Here is a 22,617-nt window from a genome sequence, read left to right as displayed (position 1 = left end):
AGGTGATGTAACTGTTGTTACTGGCTTTCCTCGGCAGCTGAATCCAAGGATTTGAGCAATCCTTGGACTTTGCTATCCAACCAACCGCGCCCTTGATCGACAAATGCGACATAGCTCTGCAATGGGGATTCCAATGCTGGTACGGCTTCGGCCAGACGCGGTGCAAGAATATAGATCGCGGCAAGCACGATGAAAATCAGCAGAACAGTAAGGAACCCCGTGCGGAAACCACGGCGCTTACGCTGATGCGTTGGCGCTTCGATTTCTGGTTCAATGTCAGCGGCACCTGCGCCGCTGCGGGCCGACCCCGAACGCAGGGTCGAATTGATTTCATCGATGTCGGGCAATAGGTCGCGTCGTGATCCCAAAGCTGCGGAGGATGTCGTCTCTGCAACGCCACTCCCGCCTGCGGCTTGAACTTCGGCTGGGTCGGTGCCGCGCAGGCGCGCCATACGTTCACGCGCTTCGGTTGCGCGCCGATCAGCATCGCTTGTTTCCAACCCCAATCCCAAATCTGGCTGGCTTTCCAGCCCTCCAGATTGCGCCGCCTGCCGTGCCTGTTGTTCGGCCTCGGCTTCTTGGCGCAAAATATCGGCAACAGCTGGGTCTAGTTGCTTGCGCTCGGGTTCGGGGGTGGCGGGCGCAGGTGGCGGCGGTGGGGCGATTTCCTCATCTGCCGCTGGTGGGTCCATGCCCTCCAATTCGTCTTTTGGGGTATGGTCAGGGTGCTCCTGAAACCATGTTTGCCCACAGTTCGAACATTGCACATCCCGCCCTGCGGCTGGCATGACTTCATCAGGCACTTCGTATTGTGCATCACAGTTTGGACAGACTAGTCTCATTTGACGCCCCGAAACATTGGCCGATTGGCCCAGTTACCACTCATATACCTTACCATAAGTGTTAACTAACACTACGAAAAGGGGCAATCTAATGCGATTGGCGGGCGGGGACGGATTGAAAACCAAGCGATGCTCAGGCACAACAGGCCAAAGGATAGGGGCAAACAGTGATTGAGCTGGAAAACGTAGCGTATAGCTATAGCGGTGGAGAGCTGTTGTCGGACATCTCTCTCAAACTCGCACCGGGGTCTTTTCATTTTCTCACGGGGCCTTCAGGGTCTGGGAAAACCACCCTGATGAAATTATGTTACGGGGCGCTGTTGCCGACTGCAGGACATGTTCGCCTGTTTGATGCAGATGTGCGAAGCCTTACGCGCGATGATGTTGCTTTGCTGCGCCGCCGTGTTGGCGTGGTGCATCAGGATTGCCAGTTTTTGGACCACCTGCCTGTTAGTGAAAACATCGCGCTGCCGCTTCATGTGTCAGGCCGCAGTGCCGAGGCCGCTGGCGAAGACCTGAATGATTTGCTGCATTGGGTTGGCCTGACCGAGCGTGCCCATGCTCTTCCGGCTGAGCTGTCGGGGGGCGAGCGCCAACGTGCGGCCTTGGCGCGTGCCGTCATCATGTCACCTGATGTTGTGCTGGCCGACGAACCCACAGGAAACGTAGATTGGGAGATGTCCCAGCGCCTGTTGAGGTTGCTGATCGAGCTGAACCGCATGGGCAAAACCGTTCTGATCGCCACCCACGACCTTAGCCTGATCCGCGCAACCAAGGCACATGTACAGGCGCGGGTGCTTAGAATTGCGAACCGCCGCATTCAATTGGCCGGAGCGGATTTGTGAACAAGGTTTTGGATACCATCCGCAGGGCGCTTCAATCTGATGCGCAGGCTGACCGCGTTGTGCCCCCTTCGGGGTTTACGGCGCAGCTGACGTTATTCGCAGCAGGCGCAATGGCGTTTTTGGCGGTGTTTGCTTTGGCCATGTCGCTGGCCGCTGGGCGGCTTGCCGATCGTTGGGGCGAAGAGCTGGCCCGCTCTGCCACGATCCGAATTGCAGCTCCGTCAGATCAGCGGCAGGCGCAAACCGATGCCGCGCTGCGAATCTTAGAAACAACACGCGGTGTACAGGAAGCCCGCGCATTGAGCGACGATGAACAAGCCGCCCTTTTGGCGCCGTGGTTTGGTCAGGGGCTAGAGCTGGCGGCGCTGCCTGTTCCGCGTTTGATCGAAGTGATCGAGACATCCGAGGGGATGGATGCAGCGGGGCTGCGCCTGCGTTTGGCAGCCGAAGTGCCGGGGGCTGTTCTGGATGATCACAGCCGCTGGCGCGCGCCTTTGGTCAAAGCAGCATCTCGGTTGCGCCTTCTTGGCTGGGCATCGATCCTGCTGATCGGGGCGGTAACGGCTGCGATGGTGACCCTTGCGGCCAATGCTGCCTTGGCCGCGAACGCCCAATTGATTGCCGTTTTGCGTCTGGTTGGTGCAACGGATGATTACATCGCCCATGCGTTTATCCGCCGCTTTACCTTGCGCGCGCTTATTGGCGCTGCCGTGGGAATGGTGTTGGGCATGATTGCTGTCTTTTTCATGCCCCGTGGCGGTGACGAAACGGCCAGTTTCCTCACCGGTTTAGGGTTTCAGGGTGTGCATTGGTTGATGCCCCTGCTTATCCCGCCCCTTGCGGCCGCTGTCGCGTTTATGGCGACGCGCATTGCCGCGCGCCGAACATTGGAAAGTTTGTCATGAACATTTTGCAGTGGATCCGCTCGATCCTTTTCATCATTCAAGCAACGATCACTCTGCCGCTCATCGGCCTTGTGTTTGCGCCTTGGGCGATGTTTTCAAAACGCGGCGCCTATGCGGCATGCCACACCTATGCAGGCTGGGTGATCTGGTCGGCGGGCTGGATGATTAACCTGCGCTGCGAAGTGCGCGGCGAGGTGCCAGAGGGGGCGTGCATTGTCCCCTCCAAACACCAATCTTTCCTAGATATTTTGATGATTTTCCACGCGCTTCCAGCGGCTAAGTTTGTGATGAAAAACCAACTGCGCTGGTCTCCGGTTTTGGGGCAATATGCCACCAAGATGCAGATGGTATTTGTTGATCGCGGTAAACGCGGTGCTGCCATCACCAAGATGCTTGCGGATGTCGAAGCAGGCCAGCGCGAGCCGGGGCAGTTGGTGATCTATCCGCAGGGCACGCGCTCGCCTCCCGGTTCCAAAATGCCGTATAAGGTTGGCACTGCTGTTTTGTATGAGCAGTTGGGGCAGCCGTGCTATCCCGTGGCGACAAACGCTGGCGTGTTCTGGCCGCGCCGTGGGCTTTACCGCCGTCCGGGTGTTGCGGTTGTTGAGTTCCTAGAACCAATCCCAGCGGGTCTAGAGCGCGATGCATTCGTCGCGAAACTAGAGCAGCAGATTGAGACAGCATCTGACGCATTGCTGGCAGAAACAGGGGTCGCGCATCTGTATGGACAAGATAAATAGCATTCCCGATCTAGAGGCGCTGTACGGCACACCCGGTGCTGCGTCTTTGGAAAAAGTGGCCGATCACCTTACGCCGCTTTACCGAAAATGGATCATGGCGTCGCGCCTATGCATCCTCAGCACGGTTGGCCCTGAGGGTACAGATGGCAGCCCGCGCGGTGACGATGGCCCTGTCGTGCAAGAGCTGACCCCCCGCCGTCTGGCGCTGCCTGATTGGCGGGGCAATCAACGGTTGGACACATTGCGCAACATCGTCAAAGACGGGCGCATATCGCTGTTATTTATGGTGCCAGGATCAAACAATGTTGTGCGCGTTAATGGAACGGCATGGCTGACGGCAGATGCCGCGCTGCGCGAAAACTTTGAGAAAAAGGGCCGCCAACCCGCGACCGTGATCATCATCGATATCGAGGAAGTCTATTCGCAATGCGCGCGTGCGCTGATGCGGGCGGGGACATGGGCAGGTAGGGACGAAAGCAACGGCCTGCCTACCGTTGGGGAGATCCTTGCCGAAGTGTCGCAAGGGGCAGAAGGTGGCGCGCAATATGACGCCGAATGGGCGCCGCGCGCGGCCAAAACCATGTGGTAGCTGGCCGCGCGCAATCGTTTACATGTGAATAGCACCGTCACCACAGGCCAGCGCCGCTTCGCGGACGGCTTCGGAGAAGGTCGGGTGGGCGTGGCAGGTCATGGCAAGGTCTTGGGCCGAGGCGCCAAATTCCATCGCAACGCAGATTTCGTGGATCAACTCACCCGCTGCTGGGCCGATGATATGGCAGCCTAGAATGCGGTCGGTGTCTTTGTCCGCCAGCAGCTTTACAAAGCCGTCACCCGCAAAGTTCGCCTTGGCGCGGGCGTTGCCCATAAAGCTGAATTTGCCAACTTTATATGCGCGGCCAGCGGCTTTTAGGGTCTCTTCGGTTTCACCGACGTTTGCGACCTCGGGGTGGGTGTAGATCACGCCAGGGATGAGGCTATAGTTCACATGGCCGTGCTGGCCTGCGATGCTTTCTGCTGCTGCCATGCCTTCGTCTTCGGCTTTGTGGGCCAGCATGGGGCCTTCAATCACGTCACCAATGGCGTAGATGCCTTTGACGGAGGTCTCCCATTTGTCGTTCACGGCGATCTGGCCACGCTCGGTCATTGCGACGTTCAGCGCGTCTAGGCCCAGACCATCAACATAGGGGCGGCGACCCGTAGAGAGCAGAACGACGTCTGCGTCCAGCACATGTTCGCTGTCATCCTTGCGCAGTTTATAGGTCACTTTTGCTTTGGATTTGCTGGCCTCTGTCTTTTGAACAGCGGCGCCCATGACAAAGTTAAGGCCTTGCTTGGTCAGCATTTTTTGCAACTGGCGGCTCACCTCGGCGTCCATGCCTGGTGTGACATGATCAAGGAATTCTACCACGGTCACTTCGGTGCCCAGACGCGAGTAGACCGAGCCAAGCTCAAGCCCGATAACGCCTGCGCCAATCACAACCATCTTCTTTGGCACTTTGCCAAGGGCCAGCGCGCCAGTGGAGGTCACGACGACTTTCTCGTCGATCTCTACACCGTTCAGCGGCGCGGGCTCCGAGCCTGTTGCGATGATGATGTTCTTGGCGCTGTGGATGTCATCACCCACCTTGACCTTGCCCGCCTCAGGGATGGTCGCCCAGCCTTTGATCCAGTCTACCTTGTTCTTTTTGAACAGGAATTCGATGCCTTTGGTATTGGTGTCGACGGTGGATTGCTTGTACTTGAGCATCTGCGGCCAATCGACAGAGGGGCTTTTGCCTTTGAGGCCCATCTCGGCAAAGTTATGCTCGGCTTCGTGCAGCATATGGGAGGCATGCAGCAGCGCCTTGGACGGGATACAGCCGACATTCAGGCAAGTGCCGCCGAGGGTTTCGCGGCCCTCAACACAGGCAACTTTCATGCCGAGTTGCGCCGCGCGAATTGCGGCTACATAGCCGCCGGGGCCGGAACCGATGATGATGAGGTCATAATCAGACATGAGAGTCTCCTTGGAAAAATTCGGGTGTCACACACTGTGCACAGGTTGTGCACCGCGCATGCATACGTTGGATGTTCTTGTTCGGGCCGCCTCCAAAGGATTTGGGGGCGGGGTGTTCGGGGCGTTAGGCCGTTTTGATAAAATAGTGGCTGGCGCTGGTGACGGTCGAGGCATCATCCGAGCTGAGCGCGTTTGAGCGGGTGATCCAAGCGTCAGCGCGCTTGCGGTCGTTGACGTTCAGCAGGGCAAAAGCATGGGTTGTGCTATCGGCGTCCCGCCAGATTTGCAGCACGCTGAGGCCAGCGTCGCGGCGGGATTCCTCATCGGCATTAAATGCGGTCTGCCAATCGTCAAAATTGGTGACTTCGAAGTGGCAAATCATTTGAGTGTCCATGATCTCTCCTTAAGGCGTTCGGCTGCGGCGGGTGACTTCGGTGTTACAGGTGGGGCAGTTTACGATGGTTTCGGTTTTTGTCTTCTCAATGATCCAATCGCCGCTCTTGTGGACTTTGACATATCCTCGCCCCGCTCGGGGTTTGTTGTCCAGCGGGATGCCCGTGATCCAAGTGAGCGGTCCTGTGTGGCTACAGGAGGGGCAGGTTAGGGTTTGGGGGGTGAGATAGGCCATCTTTTCCTTTTGTGTGGTATTGTCGTTTGCTCGCCTAGGGGGGTTATTCGGTTATCTCTATTGGGGTGCCGTTGGGAACAAACGACCAAATGGTTTTCATTTCGGTATTTGTGACAGCGATACAGCCGTTCGTCCAATCCCAATACCTATGCAGCTTTCCTAGAAAGCCCCAGCCATTCGCAATGCCGTGGATCATGATGTTTCCGCCTGGGGAAACGCCACGGGTTGTCGCGTTTTGCGCATCAACCTCGTTCGGGTAGGAAATATGCAAGCTTAGATGGGCAATCGAATTTGGGTTTCTCCAGTCAATCACGTAGGTCCCTGTGGGTGTCCGCTCATCCCCTTCTTGAGTCTTGTGCCCCTCAGGCTGGGCCCCCAGAGAAACGGGAACAGACAAAATAGGTTCGCCATCTCGGAGCAAAGTGAGGATGCGCTCGGACTTATCAACCATGACACGCGTGGCCTGAAGTGAAGGATCCGCCATTTCTGGGGGTGTACCTGACCCAAAGAAGCGCATGCCCATAGTATATGCGGTCGTGAGGCCGACAGTGACGCCAATAAAAACAAATAAAATTGAAAATTTACGGATCACTGTCGGCGCTCTTTTTACAGATCCATCAGCAGGCGGCGGGGATCTTCCAGTGCTTCTTTGACACGTACAAGGAAGGTCACGGCGCCTTTGCCGTCTACGATGCGGTGATCATAGGACAGGGCAAGGTACATCATCGGGCGGATTACAACTTGGCCGTTGATCGCCATGGGGCGGTCTTGGATTTTGTGCATGCCGAGGATGCCGGACTGTGGTGGGTTGAGGATGGGCGAGGACATGAGCGAGCCGTAGACACCACCGTTAGAGATGGTGAAGGTGCCACCCTGCATTTCTGCCATGGAGAGTTTGCCGTCACGCGCGCGGGCGCCTTTTTCACCGATGGCTTTTTCGATGTCGGCGAAGGACATGGAATCCGCGTCACGGATCACAGGCACAACAAGGCCCGTTGGCGTACCAGCGGCGATGCCCATGTGGACAAAGTTTTTATACACGATGTCTGTGCCGTCGATTTCGGCGTTCACTTCGGGCACTTCGCGCAGGGCATGCACACAGGCCTTGGTGAAGAAGGACATAAAGCCCAGTTTCACGCCGTGTTTTTTCAGGAACAGGTCTTTGTACTCATTCCGCAGGGCCATCACCTCGGTCATGTCGACCTCGTTATAGGTGGTGAGCATGGCAGCTGTGTTCTGGCTGTCTTTCAGGCGCTTGGCGATGGTCTGGCGCAGGCGGGTCATTTTCACGCGCTCTTCGCGGGATGCATCATCGGCGCTGGAAGGGGCACGTGGGGCTGCGGCGGCTGCTGGTGCAGGGGCGGCGGCGGATGTGCCTGCTGCGATCGCGGCGGCGACGTCTTCTTTCATGACGCGGCCATCGCGGCCCGAGCCTGTGACCTGATCGCTGCTGAGGCCTGCTTCGGCCATTGCTTTTTTGGCGGAAGGGGCGTTTTCAACGTCTTTGCCACCTGCTGCGGCTGCTGGGGCGGCTGCGGCTGGGGAAGCTGCTGCGGGCGCGGCAACGGCACCTTCGCCAGAAGAGATGACAGCCAGTTTGGCGGATGCATCTACGGTTGCGCCTTCTTCGGCGACAATGGCGGTCAATGTGCCAGCGGCTGGGCTGGGCACTTCGACGGAAACTTTGTCGGTTTCCAGTTCACACAGCATTTCATCCTGAGCGACGGTATCGCCGACCTTTTTGAACCATGTGCTGACGGTTGCTTCGGTTACGGATTCACCAAGGGTTGGGACCATAACGTCAACGGCGGCAGCTTCGGCTGCGGGAGCGGCGGCGGCTGGTGCGGCCGCTGGGGCTGCGGCGCTGTCGCCCTCTGATACATTGGCCAGCAGCGCATCAACGCCCACTGTTTCGCCTTCGGCTGCGACGATCTCGCTGAGTGTGCCAGCAACGGGGCTGGGGACTTCGACGGTGACCTTGTCGGTTTCCAGCTCGCACAGCATTTCGTCAACGGCGACTGTATCACCTGGTTTTTTGAACCATGTTGCGACTGTCGCTTCGGTAACTGATTCACCCAATGTGGGTACGCGGACTTCACTAGTCATGATTTCAGGATCCTTTTACTGTCAGCGCATCGTCTACGAGTGCTGATTGTTGTGCTTTGTGTTGCGAGGCAAGGCCGGTTGCAGGCGATGCGGCTGTTGCGCGGCCAGCGTAGACAGGCCGGTTGTGTTTTGCGTCAATGCGTCCAAGGACCCATTCAAGGTTTGGCTCGATAAAGCTCCATGCGCCTTGGTTTTTGGGTTCTTCCTGACACCAGACCATTTCGGCGTTCTTGAAGCGTTCAAGCTCTTTCACGGCGGATTGGGCTGGGAACGGGTAGTATTGTTCAAAGCGCAGGATGTAGACATCGTCGATGCCGCGTGCGTCGCGCTCTTCCAAGAGGTCATAATAGACCTTGCCCGAGCACATGACGACGCGTTTGATTTTGTCATCCGCGACCAGTTTCGTATCCGAATTGCCCTGCTGGGCATCGTCCCAGAGGACGCGGTGGAAGCTGGAGCCTGTTGTGAATTCCTCGGCCTTGCTGACGGCCAGTTTGTGGCGCAGCAGGGATTTCGGGGTCATCAACATCAGCGGCTTGCGATAGCTGCGGTGCAGCTGGCGGCGCAGGATGTGGAAGTAGTTGGCGGGTGTTGTACAGTTCGCCACGATCCAGTTGTCGCCGCCACACATGGTCAAGAAACGCTCAAGACGTGCCGAGGAGTGTTCGGGGCCTTGGCCTTCATAGCCGTGTGGCATGAGGCAAACGAGGCCGGACATGCGCAACCATTTGCTTTCACCTGAGGAGATGAATTGGTCAAACATGATCTGCGCGCCGTTGGCGAAATCGCCGAACTGGGCTTCCCATAGGGTCAGGGCGTTTGGCTCGGCCAGCGAGTAGCCGTATTCGAAACCCAGCACCGCATATTCGGACAGCATGGAGTCGATGACCTCATATTCGGCCTGACCTTTGCGGATGTTGTTGAGCGGGTAGTAACGCTCTTCGGTGTCTTGGTTGATCAGGGCCGAGTGGCGCTGCGAGAAGGTACCGCGCGTACTGTCCTGACCTGCAAGGCGCACCTTGTACCCTTCGGTGAGCAGCGAGCCAAAGGCTAGCGCCTCGGCGGTGGCCCAGTCAAAGCCTTTGCCTGTCTCGAACATTTTGGCCTTTGAATCCATCAAACGACCGACGGTCTTGTGAATTGGATAGCCTTCGGGAACGGTGCTGAGGGCGCCGCCGACTTCTGTCAGGGTTTCTGGTGCAATGGCGGTTTCGCCGCGCTGGTATTGCTCTTGGTTGGTGTCCAGATGCGACCACTTGCCATCCAGCCAGTCTGCCTTGTTCGGGCGGTATTCTTTACCGGCTTCGAACTCGTTGTTCATCTTGGCTTGGAATTCGGCTTTCATGTCCTCGACTTCGCCCTCGGGGATGAGGCCGTCTTTGACCAAACGGTCGGTGTAGAGGGTCAGCGTGGTTTTCTGCTTTTTGATCTTTTTATACATGACGGGGTTTGTGAACATCGGTTCATCCCCTTCATTGTGGCCAAAGCGGCGGTAGCAGATCAGGTCGATCACGACGTCTTTGTGGAACTTCTGGCGGAATTCGGTTGCGACGCGGGCAGCGTGTACAACGGCCTCTGGGTCGTCGCCGTTCACGTGGAAGATCGGCGCCTCAACCACCAACGCGTTGTCGGTGGGGTAGGGTGAGGAGCGCGAGAAGTGCGGCGCGGTAGTGAAGCCGATCTGGTTGTTCACAACGATATGCATGGTGCCGCCGGTTTTATGGCCGCGCAGGCCAGACAGCGCAAAACACTCCGCCACAACACCTTGGCCAGCAAAGGCCGCGTCACCGTGCAACAACACTGGCATAACGGCAGTGCGATCTGTATCGCCGAGCTGGTCCTGTTTGGCGCGGACCTTGCCGATCACAACGGGGTTTACCGCCTCTAGGTGCGATGGGTTGGCCGTCAGCGACAGGTGAACGGTGTTGCCATCAAAGGCGCGGTCAGAGGAGGCGCCGAGGTGGTATTTCACATCGCCCGAGCCATCCACGTCTTCCGGTTTAAAGCTGCCGCCCTGAAATTCGTTAAAGATCGCGCGGTAGGGTTTTTGCATCACGTTGGCCAGCACCGACAGGCGGCCACGGTGGGGCATGCCGATGACGATGTCACGCACGCCAAGGTTGCCGCCGCGTTTGATGATCTGCTCCATCGCGGGGATCAGGCTTTCGCCGCCATCAAGGCCGAAACGTTTGGTGCCCATGTATTTAACATGCAGGAACTTTTCGAAACCTTCGGCCTCGACCAGCTTGTTCAGGATCGCCTTGCGGCCCTGTTTGGTGAACTGGATTTCTTTGCCGTAGCCTTCGATGCGTTCTTTCAGCCAACCTGCTTCTTCAGCGTTGGAGATGTGCATGTATTGCAGCGCAAAGGTGCCGCAATAGGTTGTTTTCAGGATGCCCGTGATCTGGCGCATGGTTGCGATCTGCAGGCCCAGCACGTTGTCGATAAAGATCGGGCGATCCAGATCGGCATCGGTAAAGCCGTAGGATTTTGGATCAAGCTCTGGGTGGTTGGTGATTTCACGCATGCCCAGCGGATCAAGATCAGCGGCAAGGTGGCCACGGATGCGGTAGGCGCGGATGATCATCAACGCGCGGATACTGTCGAGCACGGCACGCTGGATTTGGTCGTCTGTGACCTCAACCCCTTTCGCTGCCGCTTGTTTGGCGATCTTGCCTCCAGCTGCTTTTGCCTCGACAGGCCACTCACCGGTGAGGGCAACCGTCAGATCATCACCTGGCATTGGAGGCCAGTCGCCGCGCGCCCAAGAGGGGCCAGCGGCCTCGGCCTTTACGGCGTTTTCTTCATCGCCGAGGGCATTGAAGAATTGCTGCCATGCCTCATCAACCGCATTGGGGTCATTGGCATAGCGCGCATACATCTGCTCTAGATACTCGGCATTGTGGCCTTGCATAAAGGAAGAGGCATGGAACTGGTCGTTGGCGGGATTGTCGGTCATGTGGAGCCTCCTGAGGGGCGAACAATCAAAGGGTGTCGTTTGGGTAGCTGTTAAACGGTGTCGTCTGTTTTTAGGTGGGCCTATCGGAGATCATTACAATCTGGGAAGTAAACTTTGCGTTTTCACCCGTGGGGGCGGCGCGCCAAGATATGGAATCTGTACCAACATGGGGCGAGATATGCGGCGCATCTGGCCGCGTTGCAGCCGGCAGCGCGAGGATGCATAGCGTGCCAAGAGAGTTATCTTTCCAGCGGTAAAGCACGCCCCTCTCACTGCGCAGCAGGTCACCAGAAACAGCCCCTGTTCTGAGCATTTCGGTCTGTTGGGCAAACGCGGCGACGATGGTCTCGTCCATGCTCCAATCGGCGGCGGAAGCGGATTGGGAAAGCGTTTGGCCCATTTTGGTGACATTATCGAGGGACAGGACAAGCGGTGTTGCTTCGGCTTGGGTGAGGTCGCGTGGTGAAATTTCTGTCAGGTTGGCCATGTGGCCTGTGCGACATTGCTCCATAATCTGATCAACAGTTGCAGACATCGCATAAGTCGCAGTGGCGGCAACCAAAAGGTTGCCGCCAAGAATCGCACAAGCCGATCTGAAGAAAGACTTGCGCATTGTTTTAGCCTTTGGCGATCGCTTCTTGGACGGCTTCGCCCAAGGTTGCTGGGCTGTCTGCAACAACAATGCCAGCTTCTTTCATGGCGTTGATTTTGCTTTCTGCGTCGCCTTTACCACCGGCAACAATCGCGCCAGCGTGGCCCATGCGGCGGCCTGGAGGGGCTGTGCGGCCCGCGATGAAGCCAGCAGTTGGTTTCCAACGGCCTTTTTTCTTTTCATCGGCAAGGAACTGCGCCGCTTCTTCTTCGGCTGTGCCGCCGATTTCACCGATCATGATGATGGAGGTGGTTTCTGGATCGGCAAGGAACATTTCCAGCACGTCGATGTGCTCGGTGCCTTTGATCGGGTCGCCGCCGATGCCAACAGCAGAGGACTGGCCAAGGCCAAGATCCGAAGTCTGCTTGACCGCTTCGTAGGTCAATGTGCCCGAGCGGGAAACAACGCCACAGGAGCCGCGTTTGTGGATGTGGCCCGGCATGATGCCGATTTTGCAGGCGTCAGGTGTGATAACGCCGGGGCAGTTTGGCCCGATCAGGCGGGATTTAGAGCCGTTCAAGGCACGCTCAACACGCATCATGTCCAGAACTGGGATGCCTTCGGTAATGCAGATGATCAATTCCATCTCGGCGTCGATCGCCTCGAGGATGGAGTCAGCTGCGAAGGGGGGAGGCACGTAGATCACGGAAGCATTTGCTTCGGTTACGTGTTTTGCTTCGTGGACCGAGTTGAACACGGGCAGGTCGAGGTGAGACTGACCACCTTTGCCAGGTGTAACGCCGCCAACCATTTTGGTGCCGTATGCAATTGCTTGCTCGGTGTGGAATGTACCCTGCGAGCCTGTGAGGCCCTGACAGATTACTTTTGTGTTTTCGTTTACGAGGACTGCCATTTCAGTCACCCTTTCTGTTTTCTTTGCCGATGTTGGCCCAAGCTGTTTTGCGTTGGCTTAGGCGTTTGGCGTTTTACGTTTGGCGTCGCGGCGCGGGGCCGCAACGCTGGCATCATTCGGGGTAACTTAGCCCTTTACGGCTTTCACGATCTTCTGAGCGCCGTCTTTCAGGTCGTCAGCTGCGATCACGTCAAGGCCAGAGTTGTTGATGATGGCTTTGCCTTCTTCAACATTTGTACCCTCAAGGCGCACAACGAGAGGAACCTTCAGGCCAACCTCTTTCACCGCGGCAACAACACCTTCAGCGATGACGTCACAACGCATGATGCCACCAAAGATGTTAACAAGGATGCCTTTGACCTGTGGGTCGGAGGTGATGATTTTGAACGCTTCGGTCACTTTCTCTTTGGTGGCGCCGCCCCCAACGTCGAGGAAGTTTGCAGGCTCGGCACCGTAGAGTTTGATGATGTCCATTGTGGCCATCGCCAGACCCGCACCGTTCACCATGCAGCCGATTTCACCGTCCAGAGCGATATAGTTGAGGTCGTATTTGGAGGCCTCAAGCTCTTTGGGGTCTTCTTCGGTTTCGTCGCGCAGTTCGGAAACCTCTGCCTGACGGTACATGGCGTTGCCGTCAAAGGATACTTTGGCGTCGAGAACTTTCAGATCACCCGTGTCGGTCACGATCAGCGGGTTGATTTCGAGCATTTCCATGTCGCGTTCGATGAACGCTTTGTAGAGCAGACCCATCAGGCCAACGCACTGCTTGACTGCTTTGCCTTCCAGACCCAGCGCGAATGCAACGCGGCGGCCGTGGAATGCCTGAAAACCAGTTGCGGGATCAACGGAGAAGTTGATGATTTTCTCTGGTGTGCTTTCGGCAACTTCTTCGATGTCCATGCCGCCCTCGGTGGAGCAGACAAAGCCAACGCGCGATGTTTCGCGGTCAACCAGCAGGGCGAGGTACAATTCGGTTTCGATGCCGGAACCGTCTTCGATGTAGACGCGGTTGACCTGCTTGCCCGCTGGGCCAGTCTGGTGCGTGACCAATGTGCGGCCGAGCATTTTCTGTGCTTCTTCTGCGGCTTCGGCCACAGATTTGGTCAAACGCACACCGCCAGCTTCGCCAGCGTCTGCTTCTTTGAATTTACCTTTGCCGCGACCACCTGCGTGGATCTGCGCCTTAACCACCCACATTGGGCCGTCCAATTCCGCTGCTGCAGATTTGGCGTCTTCTGCTTTGAGGACAACGCGCCCGTCAGAGACTGGTGCGCCGTAGCTGCGCAGGAGGGCTTTCGCCTGATATTCGTGGATGTTCATAGAAACGGTCCCGTCTTTGGTTTTGATCTCGCGTGTTATACGCCAGATACGTAATATTTCCTGAACAGCTTTTCGCAGGTTTTTGAAATAATCCACATAAAAGTGACATTTGTGATCACACGTTAAATAGCTGTGATCACAAAAAGGGAAATGTACTTCGAACTTTACCCAAAGAGCCGTGAAATCTTGGGCGGAAAAGATTCGGGATGCGGTAAAAATGATCGAATTTTAAGGGATAAATCGCCGCGCGGCCTGTTTGCTTTTGCGGTGGGGCACGCAAGGCGGTTGGCTTTGGCGTGCTCTGGCAGCGGAAGGGGGGTGTTTGGGGGAGGGCTGCCACCATGGCCGCGAAAAGGGATGGTGGCAGCGTTTTGATGTTGAGGGCTGATCAGGTGGGGATCAGCGCCCAATAGTCGAGATCAAGCAGAACGGTTGGCAGGTATTTGCCATCTTCGCCGCGCAGCTCGAACGGCTCGCCACCTTTGGTAGCGACAAGGCGCAAGCGGATGGCGCCAACGCCGGGGGCGGCTGTTTCGGCTTTGTCGATGACTTCGGACCATGCGCGGATTGTGTCGCCAGACAGGCAGGGGTTTGCATGGGCGCCGCCGTTCAGGCCGACAACCATTTGCGCGTTGGCCAGCCCGTTAAACGACAATGCTCGCGCCATCGAGATCACGTGACCCCCATAGATCAGGCGGCTGCCGTCGGGACGCGCCGAGGTGTCAAAGTGCACTTTGGCGGTGTTCTGCCACAGGCGCGTGGCCATCATGTGTTCGGCCTCTTCAACGGTCACACCATCAACGTGGTCGATTTTTTCGCCCACCTCATAGTCGCCCCAGCGGTGGGGTTCGCCAGCGAGGTCAAAGTTGTAGTTCGTAAAGTCGAGCCCTTGCGGGATCACCAGATCCTCGGCGGCGATTGCCTTTGGCAGGTCAGGGACAACGGTATCGGGGGCGGCTGCGTCTACGTCGCGTTTGCGCACCATAACCCAGCGGACATATTCCATCACCGCTTCGTCGTGTTGGTTCAGCCCAGTGGTGCGCACATAGACAACACCCGTTTTCCCGTTTGAGTTTTGCTTGAGCCCGATTACCTCGGATTGGGAGCGCAGCGTGTCACCGGGCCAGACGGGCAGCAGCCAGCGGCCTTGGGCATAGCCGAGGTTCGCAACCGCGTTCAGCGATACATCAGGCACGGTTTTGCCAAAGATCACGTGAAAGGCGATCATATCGTCCAGCGGGCTGAAGGGTAGGCCGCAGTCTTGGGCGAATTGATCCGACGAGTATAGCGCGTGACGCGCTGGATACAGCGCGTGATAAAGCGCGCGCTCGCCCATTTTCACCGTGCGGGGCACGGCGTGGGTGAGGATTTGACCAACGGAGTAGTCTTCGAAGAAGCGGCCTGAGTTTGTTTTGGTCGCCATTTCAATGCGCTCCTAATTTGGTTTCTGGGGTGTAGGTGCCTTCGACCTCTTTCACGACGGATTGGCCGCAGCGCATCACACCTGCGGCGTGATCCCATGTTTGAGTGGGAGAGCCGTATAGCTCCCAGCCTTTGTTGAGGGCCTCTGTTACCTTGTGGCAAAAGGCGGCGGTGTCTTCTTCGGAGAGGAAACGATAGAGTTTCATGTGCTTACCCGTGGTTCAGGAAAAGGGATTAACGCCAAGGGCGATGTGAATGCCCGCGATGACCGCGAAAAGCACAACAGAGATCACAGCAAGGCGGATATAGGTTGGACGTTCGGCGCGCTCTGGCGCGGTCCAGTTGGGCTCGGCTTTGTTGATCAGGATGACGGAACCGACAGCCCAGCCAAGAATGCCGCCAAACAGGATGATCGAGGCCAGATCGCCGTTCACCAGAAGGTGCGCCAGCGCCCAGATTTTTACGGCCAGCAGTTGCGGGTGGCGGGTTTTATAGGCGGGCCATGCTTTGGCGCCTTTGGCAGCGGAGGATCCATAGACCCAAAGAGCCAACAACATCAGGCCGTTGTTAAACCCGCTAAAGATCGCAGGTGGTGTCCAAATCGGGATAAAGGCGGCCATGCGATAGCCGACGATCATCAGGATCAGCGAGGCAACGATAGCGACCGCCATGATCCCTTTGCCAGGGGCGCCAAGGGCGATCCGCTGATCTGGCATCAGCCGTTTAAAGTAGTGGGCCGCGGTCCAGAGGGCGACGCCGAGAATAAGAAGAAACATGGGTTACTCCGTGCTGAGTGCTGCGATTGCATCCAGTTTTGCCAGTGTTTCACGGGCTGTTGCAACATGAAGGTTTTCCACGATCTTGCCGTCTACAACTGCAACGCCTTGGCCTGCTGCTTCGGCTTCTTCAAAGGCAGCGATCTGGCGGCGCGCGATTTCGATCTCGGCCTCGGAGGGGGAGAAGGCCGCGTTGGCGACCTCTAGCTGGGCGGGGTGGATCAGGGTTTTGCCGTCAAAGCCCATATCGCGGCCTTGGTCGCATTCGACCTTGAGGCCTTCGTCGTCTTTGAAGGCGTTATAAACACCGTCGATCAGCGCAACGCCATGGGCCTTGCCCGCCAGCACACAAAGGCCAAGCCCTGCCATCAGCGGCAGGCGATCAGCGCGGAAGCGGGTTTGCAGATCTTTGGCCAGATCATTTGTGCCCATCACCATGCCTTGCAGTTGGGAATGCGCGGCGATTGCTGCGGCGTTCAACATACCAAGGGGCGTTTCCATCATCGCCCATAGCGGCACATCGCCAACCAATGCGGCCAGTGCATGCAGATCGGCAGGTGTGTTCACCTTTGGCAAGAGAATCGCATCGGCGCCCATTTCTTTTGCGGCTTTGGCGTCATCGGCGCCCCATTCGGTATCCAAGCCGTTGATGCGGATGATCTTCATACGGCTGCCATAGCCACCTGTTGCCAGCGCCTCGGCCAAGGTGGCGCGCGCGCTGGTTTTTTCTTCAGGCGTTACGGCATCTTCGAGGTCAAAGATGATCGCATCGGCGGGCAGGCCGCGGGCCTTGTCCAATGCGCGGGGTTTGGAGCCGGGGATGTAGAGAACGGAACGCAGGGGGCGGGCGATTGAGGGCATGGTGGGCTCCTGTTTGTAATGCTGGCGTAATATTGTTGCGCGCAGAGGCGCATTTTTTGCCGTAAAGTTCAAGCGCAATCGCGCCGCGGCGCAGCAAAAAGCGTGGCGATTGGGGTGCGGACGCTGCGTTAACTCCGTTTTCAACCTCTTTAGGGCAAGCTTGGCTTCAGATGTCGCAGTTTGGCTGGGGATGAATGCATTCCCGACAGGCTGGATGCATTGCTTCAGAGTAGCTGCGCGGGGTGACTTGCGCGAAGAGTCCCGGAAGGAAATGAAATGACACGAACCGCTAAAATTCTGCACCTTGCTGCGCTTACAGCTGCGGCAGCCCTGTTTGTTCTATCCACATCATCCGTAAAGGCGCAAACCAGCCCGAACTGTGGTGAGCGGGAGGCCGTCATCACGCGACTGGCGGACCGATATGGTGAGACACGTCAATCCGTTGGGTTGGGGTCTAACAATTCGATGGTTGAGGTATTTGCCAGTGATGAAACAGGGAGTTGGACCATTTTGGTGACAACAACAGCTGGAATGAGCTGCCTTGTTGCATCGGGGCAGGCGTTTGAGGAAGTTGCCGAAGCCCTGCCAGCAAAAGGCAATGATGCCTGACGTCAGCTGAGCCCATCCCAAAGCAATTTGAGGCCGGTTAGGGTCAGCAGGACATAGGTGAACGTGAAAAATGCGCGCTCGGATAGTGCGCGATGGGCGTGGACGCCCAGCCATGTGCCCAAAAGGGCAAAGGGTGCGAGGGCCAGATTGGCGGTCGCGGTTTCTAGGGTGAACATGCCCAAGAAGGCGTAGGGCACGAATTTGGCTAGGTTTATCGTCGAAAAGACAAGAACCGAGGTTGCCTGATAACCGGTTTTGCTGATGTTGCGCGACAGCAGAAAGATCGCCGCAGGCGGGCCGCCCGCATGGCTGACAAAACTGGTGAATCCGGCAACAAGCCCAGCCAAAAAGCCTGCGCTGTCGGGGAGGGGCCCTTTGCCTAGGGTGAGCCAGCCTTTCTTTTGGCTGACTTGCCAGAGGACAAAGCCGACTGAGATGGTGCCGATCAAGACCCTTAAAAGATCGGGCGACGCGATTTTGTACAATGCAACGCCCAAGGCGACGCCGGGTAGGCCGCCGATGATGAGGAGGAGGGCTTCTTTTGGGTGCCATTTTCCCCAATAGGGTTTTAGTGATGCCAGATCGATTAGCATCAATAGGGGGAGCATAACCCCCAGAGCCAATCGCGGTTCGATCACCAATGCGAGGATCGAAGAGGAGGCAAATGCAGCCCCCGAACCAAAGCCGCCTTTGGAAATGCCAGCAAAGATCACCGCCGGTCCAGCGAGGGCAAAAAACCAAAGATCAAGCATGAAAAGTCTCTAAAATTTATCGCGCAAAGGGCGCTGTTTCGCCAATCAGCTTATCTGGTGATCCTGTGAGCGGCCAGCGTTTCGTGAATAACAATCGAGGTGGCGAAATCGGGCCTTGTTTGTGCGAATTGGATGTGGGGGAATTGAGGTAATTTGGTTTGAGCGTTTAACTATTTGAAAGATAGGTTTAAATTTCGCTCCAGACACTGTGCAGTCGCGCAAATTTTATACGGATAAAGGCCCGTTTGGCCAAGAGCAACTTGCAAGAAAGCCCCTGAGGGGGTAAGCCGCGCCCAACGCAAACCTCATGGAGTACTGCAAAATGGCACGAGCCAAAATCGCGCTGATCGGCGCTGGTAACATCGGTGGCACACTTGCTCACCTCGCAGCTGTTAAAGAATTGGGCGACGTCGTAATGTTCGATATCGCGGATGGTCTACCGCAGGGTAAGGCGCTGGATATTGCTGAATCCGGCCCATCCGAAGGCTTTGACGCGGCGATGTCCGGTACGTCGGATTACGCAGATATTGCTGGCGCAGACGTATGTATTGTTACCGCTGGTGTTGCACGCAAGCCGGGCATGAGCCGTGATGACCTGCTGGGCATCAACCTGAAAGTTATGAAGTCCGTTGGCGAAGGCATTGCTGCCCACGCGCCGAACGCATTTGTGATCTGCATCACCAACCCGCTGGATGCGATGGTTTGGGCGCTGCGCGAATTCTCTGGTCTGCCACATGAAAAAGTATGCGGCATGGCTGGCGTACTTGATTCGGCACGTTTCCGTCACTTCCTTGCGGAAGAGTTCAACGTTTCCATGCGTGACGTGACTGCATTCGTTCTGGGTGGCCACGGCGATACAATGGTGCCGCTGACACGTTATTCGACTGTTGCGGGCATCCCGCTCCCTGACATGGTTGAAATGGGCTGGACCACACAGGAAAAACTGGACGCAATCGTTCAGCGTACCCGTGATGGCGGTGCCGAGATTGTTGGTCTGTTGAAAACAGGTTCCGCGTTCTACGCGCCTGCAACATCCGCGATCGAAATGGCAGAAGCCTATCTGAAAGACCAAAAGCGCGTTCTGCCCTGTGCAGCCTATGTTGATGGCGCATACGGCCTGAACGGTTTCTATGTTGGCGTTCCAACAGTGATCGGCGCTGGTGGTGTTGAGAAGGTTGTCGAAATCTCCATGAACAAAGACGAGCAGGCGATGTTCGACAACTCTGTTAACGCTGTTAAGGGTCTGGTTGAAGCTTGCAAAGGCATCGACGGCTCTTTGTAAGCCTAAACTTTTGAAGAGTTTTCTAAGGGCACTCCGGTTTCGGGGTGCCCTTTTTCGTTTTAGCCAGCAGTGCGGTTCTGGTTTGTGATCACGAAAGTGGGGATTCGATTGTAAATCCGAGTAAATCTGTCGGATTTTGCGCGAATATTGACCATGGCAATCGGGGCTTTGGTGTCTGTGATCACAGTTTGCTATGGTGTGATCACAAATGTGCATTCCCCATAGGTTTATTGTTCAATTTGTCCAAACATAGGCTTGAAAAGCGGCTTGCGTAGGTGACAGCCGCGAAAAAATTGTTACTAGTATGGGCAAGTAGCCACAAAGGAGCCTGACATGGCCGATGTGAACCGGGGCAACCGCCCTCTGTCACCGCATTTGACGATCTACCGTCCGCAACTGACTTCAATGACCTCTATCCTGACACGGATCACTGGCAACGCGATGTTGATTACATCGCTGCTGATTGTTTGGTGGTTTTTGGCAGCGGCAAGCGGGTCTGACTATTTCGCCATCGTAAACGGCTTTTTGACCAGCTGGTTTGGCGACCTGATCATGTTCCTGTCGGTTTTGGGTTTGTGGTATCACACGCTGGCGGGTGTACGTCACCTGATCTGGGACAATGCCATTGCGATGGACATCCCGACGGCGGAAAAACTGGGCTGGGCCTGTGTTGGCGGTTCGGTTCTGCTGACGCTGATCACAGTCATCGTGGTTTAAGGAGAGCATCATGGCATATTTGACAGATCGTAAGCGTGCGCGTGGCCTTGGTTCGGCAAAGACGGGTACGGCGCATTTCTGGGCGATGAAAGTCAGCTCGGTTGCGTTGCTGATCCTTATTCCTTTGTTCGTGTTCACATTTGGCGCCGCGCTGGGCGGTACCTATGAGGAAATCGTTGCCTATTACGCGCGTCCGTTCCCTGCGATTGTCGCGGCGTTGACCATTGTTGTGTCGTTCAAGCACTTTAACGATGGCGCGCAGACGATGATCGAAGACTACGTTCACGGCATGGCGCAAAAGATCGCTATCATCTTGCTGACATGCATCAGCTATGGTGCTGCGGCAGTTGGCCTGTTTGCGATTGCGCGTTTGGCGCTTTGATCCGGCTTTTGGGCGTGGCGGCGCGGTCGCCAGCCCTGAAAAGATAAACGTGCGGATGCTTTCGCCGTTAGAGAAAACAGATGATCGTGTGCCTAGGGCCACGACCGTACAGATCGGGTAAGAGCCGCAAGGGCGGACAACCCCAAGCTTGAAGAGGGCGCGATATGGCTGCTTATGAATATGAGACCCATGAATACGACGTTGTCGTAGTTGGGGCAGGGGGCGCAGGTTTGCGCGCAACATTGGGTATGGCCGAACAAGGGCTGCGCACAGCCTGTGTTTCCAAGGTTTTCCCAACCCGTTCCCACACGGTTGCGGCTCAGGGCGGCATTGCGGCCAGCCTGAGCAACATGGGGCCAGACAACTGGCAGTGGCACATGTATGACACTGTAAAAGGCTCTGACTGGTTGGGGGATACGGATGCGATGGAATATCTCGCCCGTGAAGCCCCGAAAGCGGTATATGAGCTAGAGCACTACGGCGTGCCATTCTCGCGCACCGAAGAGGGCAAGATTTACCAGCGTCCGTTTGGTGGTCACACCACTGAATTCGGCGAAGGCCCCCCTGTGCAGCGTACTTGCGCGGCGGCGGACCGGACCGGTCACGCGATCCTGCACACGCTTTATGGTCAGTCCCTAAAGAACAACGCGGAATTCTACATCGAATATTTCGCCATTGATCTGGTGATGTCTGACGATGGCGTTTGCCAAGGTGTTCTGTGCTGGAAGCTGGATGACGGCACCATGCACCTGTTCAGCGCCAAGATGGTTGTGCTGGCCACGGGCGGCTATGGCCGCGCCTATTTCAGCGCCACATCTGCCCACACCTGTACAGGTGATGGCGGCGGCATGGTGGCCCGTCAGGGTCTGCCTTTGCAGGATATGGAATTTGTTCAATTCCACCCAACGGGTATCTACGGCGCTGGCTGTTTGATCACCGAGGGCGCGCGCGGTGAGGGTGGTTATCTGACCAACTCCGAGGGCGAGCGTTTCATGGAGCGTTACGCGCCGACGTACAAAGACCTTGCTAGCCGCGATGTTGTATCGCGCTGTATGACGATGGAAATCCGCGAAGGCCGCGGCGTGGGCGAGAAGGGGGATCACATCCACCTGCACCTCAACCACCTGCCGCCAGAAACATTGGACCTGCGCCTGCCGGGTATCTCTGAATCTGCGCGCATCTTTGCCGGTGTTGACCTGACCAAAGAGCCGATCCCAGTTCTGCCGACTGTTCACTATAACATGGGCGGTATCCCGACGAACTATTGGGGTGAGGTGTTGAACCCGACGGCGGATAACCCTGATGCGATTTCTCCAGGTTTGATGGCTGTGGGTGAAGCGGGTTGTGCCTCTGTTCACGGTGCAAACCGTTTGGGCTCCAACTCTCTCATTGACCTTGTGGTGTTTGGCCGTGCGGCCGCGATCCGCGCAGCCGAGATCGTTGATCCAAAGACGCCGGTACCAACGCCGAACCAGAAATCTGTTGATGCGGCATTCGATCGTTTTGACGGTCTGCGCTATGCCAAGGGTGCGATCCCGACAGCCGAGCTGCGCCTTGAGATGCAGCAGACGATGCAGGCGGATGCGGCGGTATTCCGTACCGACAAAACGCTGGCCGAAGGCGAAGAGAAGATGAAGGGCGTAGCCGCCAAACAGGGTGACCTGAAGGTGACGGATAACTCGCTGGTCTGGAACTCGGATCTGATGGAAACGCTGGAGCTGACCAACCTGATGCCAAACGCGGTGGCAACCATCACCGCAGCGGCCGCCCGCAAGGAAAGCCGTGGCGCGCATGCGCATGAGGATTACCCTGATCGCGACGATAAGAACTGGCGCAAGCACAGCCTCATCCGTTTTGAAGAAAACGATGCTGACCTGACCTTCCGCCCTGTTCACCTTGATCCGCTGACAAAGCAGGATGAAGGCGGCATTGACCTGAAGAAAATCGCGCCGAAGGCACGGGTTTACTAA

Annotated in this window: 24 protein-coding genes; 9 read left to right on the top strand and 15 right to left on the bottom strand. The window is 56.8% G+C overall.

Annotation, left to right across the window (positions count from 1 at the left end):
- Positions 1 to 17: 17 nt before the first annotated feature.
- Positions 18 to 842: a zinc-ribbon domain-containing protein gene (locus tag Z948_RS0104280; protein ID WP_025058339.1), complete on the bottom strand. Its 825-nt coding sequence runs from the start codon at positions 840 to 842 to the stop codon at positions 18 to 20.
- A gap of 167 nt (positions 843 to 1,009) precedes the next feature.
- On the opposite strand from Z948_RS0104280, the gene Z948_RS0104275 reads away from it, so the two are divergent.
- Genes Z948_RS0104275 through Z948_RS0104260 form a run of 4 tightly spaced genes read left to right on the top strand, consistent with a single transcriptional unit; the run spans position 1,010 to position 3,921 of the window.
- Entirely contained in the window at positions 1,010 to 1,687 is a 678-nt protein-coding gene (locus Z948_RS0104275; RefSeq protein ID WP_025058338.1) for a cell division ATP-binding protein FtsE, read from the top strand.
- Positions 1,684 to 2,592, top strand: coding sequence for a cell division protein FtsX (locus tag Z948_RS0104270; protein ID WP_156023477.1), 909 nt, complete (start codon positions 1,684 to 1,686; stop codon positions 2,590 to 2,592). Before Z948_RS0104275 ends, Z948_RS0104270 begins: the two co-directional genes overlap by 4 nt.
- Positions 2,589 to 3,332 (top strand): lysophospholipid acyltransferase family protein, encoded by a 744-nt coding sequence (locus tag Z948_RS0104265; protein ID WP_037951646.1) that lies wholly within the window; start codon positions 2,589 to 2,591, stop codon positions 3,330 to 3,332. The genes Z948_RS0104270 and Z948_RS0104265 overlap by 4 nt, the downstream gene beginning before the upstream one ends.
- Positions 3,316 to 3,921, top strand: coding sequence for a pyridoxamine 5'-phosphate oxidase family protein (locus tag Z948_RS0104260; RefSeq protein ID WP_025058335.1), 606 nt, complete (start codon positions 3,316 to 3,318; stop codon positions 3,919 to 3,921). Before Z948_RS0104265 ends, Z948_RS0104260 begins: the two co-directional genes overlap by 17 nt.
- Positions 3,922 to 3,939: 18 nt before the next feature.
- On the opposite strand, the gene lpdA is transcribed toward Z948_RS0104260, so the two are convergent.
- The 13 genes from lpdA to Z948_RS0104190 form a co-directional block, all read right to left on the bottom strand.
- Positions 3,940 to 5,328: a dihydrolipoyl dehydrogenase gene (gene lpdA / locus Z948_RS0104255; RefSeq protein WP_025058334.1), complete on the bottom strand. Its 1,389-nt coding sequence runs from the start codon at positions 5,326 to 5,328 to the stop codon at positions 3,940 to 3,942.
- Between the two features lie 124 nt (positions 5,329 to 5,452).
- On the bottom strand, positions 5,453 to 5,722 hold the full coding sequence (locus Z948_RS0104250; protein ID WP_025058333.1) for a hypothetical protein: 270 nt from the start codon (positions 5,720 to 5,722) through the stop codon (positions 5,453 to 5,455).
- A gap of 9 nt (positions 5,723 to 5,731) precedes the next feature.
- A complete protein-coding gene (locus tag Z948_RS0104245; RefSeq protein ID WP_025058332.1) occupies positions 5,732 to 5,956 on the bottom strand; it encodes a hypothetical protein in 225 nt (74 codons plus the stop codon).
- A 43-nt stretch (positions 5,957 to 5,999) separates the two neighbouring features.
- Positions 6,000 to 6,440: a L,D-transpeptidase family protein gene (locus Z948_RS0104240; protein ID WP_245604550.1), complete on the bottom strand. Its 441-nt coding sequence runs from the start codon at positions 6,438 to 6,440 to the stop codon at positions 6,000 to 6,002.
- A gap of 122 nt (positions 6,441 to 6,562) precedes the next feature.
- Positions 6,563 to 8,062, bottom strand: coding sequence for a 2-oxoglutarate dehydrogenase complex dihydrolipoyllysine-residue succinyltransferase (gene odhB / locus Z948_RS0104235; RefSeq protein WP_025058330.1), 1,500 nt, complete (start codon positions 8,060 to 8,062; stop codon positions 6,563 to 6,565).
- A 4-nt stretch (positions 8,063 to 8,066) separates the two neighbouring features.
- Positions 8,067 to 11,021 carry a 2-oxoglutarate dehydrogenase E1 component gene (locus tag Z948_RS0104230; RefSeq protein WP_025058329.1) on the bottom strand — a complete coding sequence of 985 codons (2,955 nt, stop codon included), beginning with the start codon at positions 11,019 to 11,021 and terminating at the stop codon, positions 8,067 to 8,069.
- Between the two features lie 70 nt (positions 11,022 to 11,091).
- A complete protein-coding gene (locus tag Z948_RS0104225; protein WP_025058328.1) occupies positions 11,092 to 11,634 on the bottom strand; it encodes a hypothetical protein in 543 nt (180 codons plus the stop codon).
- Positions 11,635 to 11,638: 4 nt separating this feature from the next.
- Positions 11,639 to 12,526, bottom strand: a complete 888-nt coding sequence (gene sucD, locus Z948_RS0104220) for a succinate--CoA ligase subunit alpha (protein ID WP_025058327.1) — start codon at positions 12,524 to 12,526, stop codon at positions 11,639 to 11,641.
- A gap of 126 nt (positions 12,527 to 12,652) precedes the next feature.
- Positions 12,653 to 13,846 (bottom strand): ADP-forming succinate--CoA ligase subunit beta, encoded by a 1,194-nt coding sequence (gene sucC, locus Z948_RS0104215; RefSeq protein ID WP_025058326.1) that lies wholly within the window; start codon positions 13,844 to 13,846, stop codon positions 12,653 to 12,655.
- 388 nt (positions 13,847 to 14,234) lie between these two features.
- Positions 14,235 to 15,269 (bottom strand): MaoC family dehydratase, encoded by a 1,035-nt coding sequence (locus Z948_RS0104205; protein WP_025058325.1) that lies wholly within the window; start codon positions 15,267 to 15,269, stop codon positions 14,235 to 14,237.
- 1 nt (position 15,270) lies between these two features.
- Positions 15,271 to 15,474, bottom strand: coding sequence for a DUF1737 domain-containing protein (locus tag Z948_RS0104200; protein ID WP_025058324.1), 204 nt, complete (start codon positions 15,472 to 15,474; stop codon positions 15,271 to 15,273).
- 15 nt (positions 15,475 to 15,489) lie between these two features.
- Positions 15,490 to 16,044: an NnrU family protein gene (locus Z948_RS0104195; protein WP_025058323.1), complete on the bottom strand. Its 555-nt coding sequence runs from the start codon at positions 16,042 to 16,044 to the stop codon at positions 15,490 to 15,492.
- 3 nt (positions 16,045 to 16,047) lie between these two features.
- The gene (locus tag Z948_RS0104190; protein ID WP_025058322.1) at positions 16,048 to 16,905 is read right to left on the bottom strand and encodes an HpcH/HpaI aldolase/citrate lyase family protein; all 858 of its coding nucleotides are present in this window, start codon (positions 16,903 to 16,905) and stop codon (positions 16,048 to 16,050) included.
- Between the two features lie 276 nt (positions 16,906 to 17,181).
- Here Z948_RS0104190 and Z948_RS0104185 point away from each other — a divergent pair, with 276 nt between their 5' ends.
- Entirely contained in the window at positions 17,182 to 17,514 is a 333-nt protein-coding gene (locus Z948_RS0104185; protein WP_025058321.1) for a hypothetical protein, read from the top strand.
- Between the two features lie 2 nt (positions 17,515 to 17,516).
- Here the strand turns inward: Z948_RS0104185 and Z948_RS0104180 are convergent, their stop codons facing one another.
- Positions 17,517 to 18,266, bottom strand: coding sequence for a sulfite exporter TauE/SafE family protein (locus Z948_RS0104180; RefSeq protein ID WP_025058320.1), 750 nt, complete (start codon positions 18,264 to 18,266; stop codon positions 17,517 to 17,519).
- A gap of 322 nt (positions 18,267 to 18,588) precedes the next feature.
- Between Z948_RS0104180 and mdh the strand changes: the two genes are divergently transcribed.
- The 4 genes from mdh (at position 18,589) to sdhA (ending at position 22,617) form a co-directional block, all read left to right on the top strand.
- The gene (gene mdh / locus Z948_RS0104175; RefSeq protein ID WP_025058319.1) at positions 18,589 to 19,548 is read left to right on the top strand and encodes a malate dehydrogenase; all 960 of its coding nucleotides are present in this window, start codon (positions 18,589 to 18,591) and stop codon (positions 19,546 to 19,548) included.
- A 333-nt stretch (positions 19,549 to 19,881) separates the two neighbouring features.
- The gene (gene sdhC, locus Z948_RS0104170) at positions 19,882 to 20,265 is read left to right on the top strand and encodes a succinate dehydrogenase, cytochrome b556 subunit (protein ID WP_025058318.1); all 384 of its coding nucleotides are present in this window, start codon (positions 19,882 to 19,884) and stop codon (positions 20,263 to 20,265) included.
- Positions 20,266 to 20,275: 10 nt separating this feature from the next.
- The gene (sdhD, locus tag Z948_RS0104165; protein ID WP_025058317.1) at positions 20,276 to 20,647 is read left to right on the top strand and encodes a succinate dehydrogenase, hydrophobic membrane anchor protein; all 372 of its coding nucleotides are present in this window, start codon (positions 20,276 to 20,278) and stop codon (positions 20,645 to 20,647) included.
- Positions 20,648 to 20,811: 164 nt separating this feature from the next.
- Positions 20,812 to 22,617, top strand: coding sequence for a succinate dehydrogenase flavoprotein subunit (gene sdhA / locus Z948_RS0104160; RefSeq protein WP_025058316.1), 1,806 nt, complete (start codon positions 20,812 to 20,814; stop codon positions 22,615 to 22,617).

Source organism: Sulfitobacter donghicola DSW-25 = KCTC 12864 = JCM 14565 (assembly GCF_000622405.1).
GTDB lineage: Bacteria > Pseudomonadota > Alphaproteobacteria > Rhodobacterales > Rhodobacteraceae > Sulfitobacter > Sulfitobacter donghicola.
Note: the sequence above shows the minus strand (reverse complement) of the source record. Positions and strands in the feature narration are given on the sequence as shown.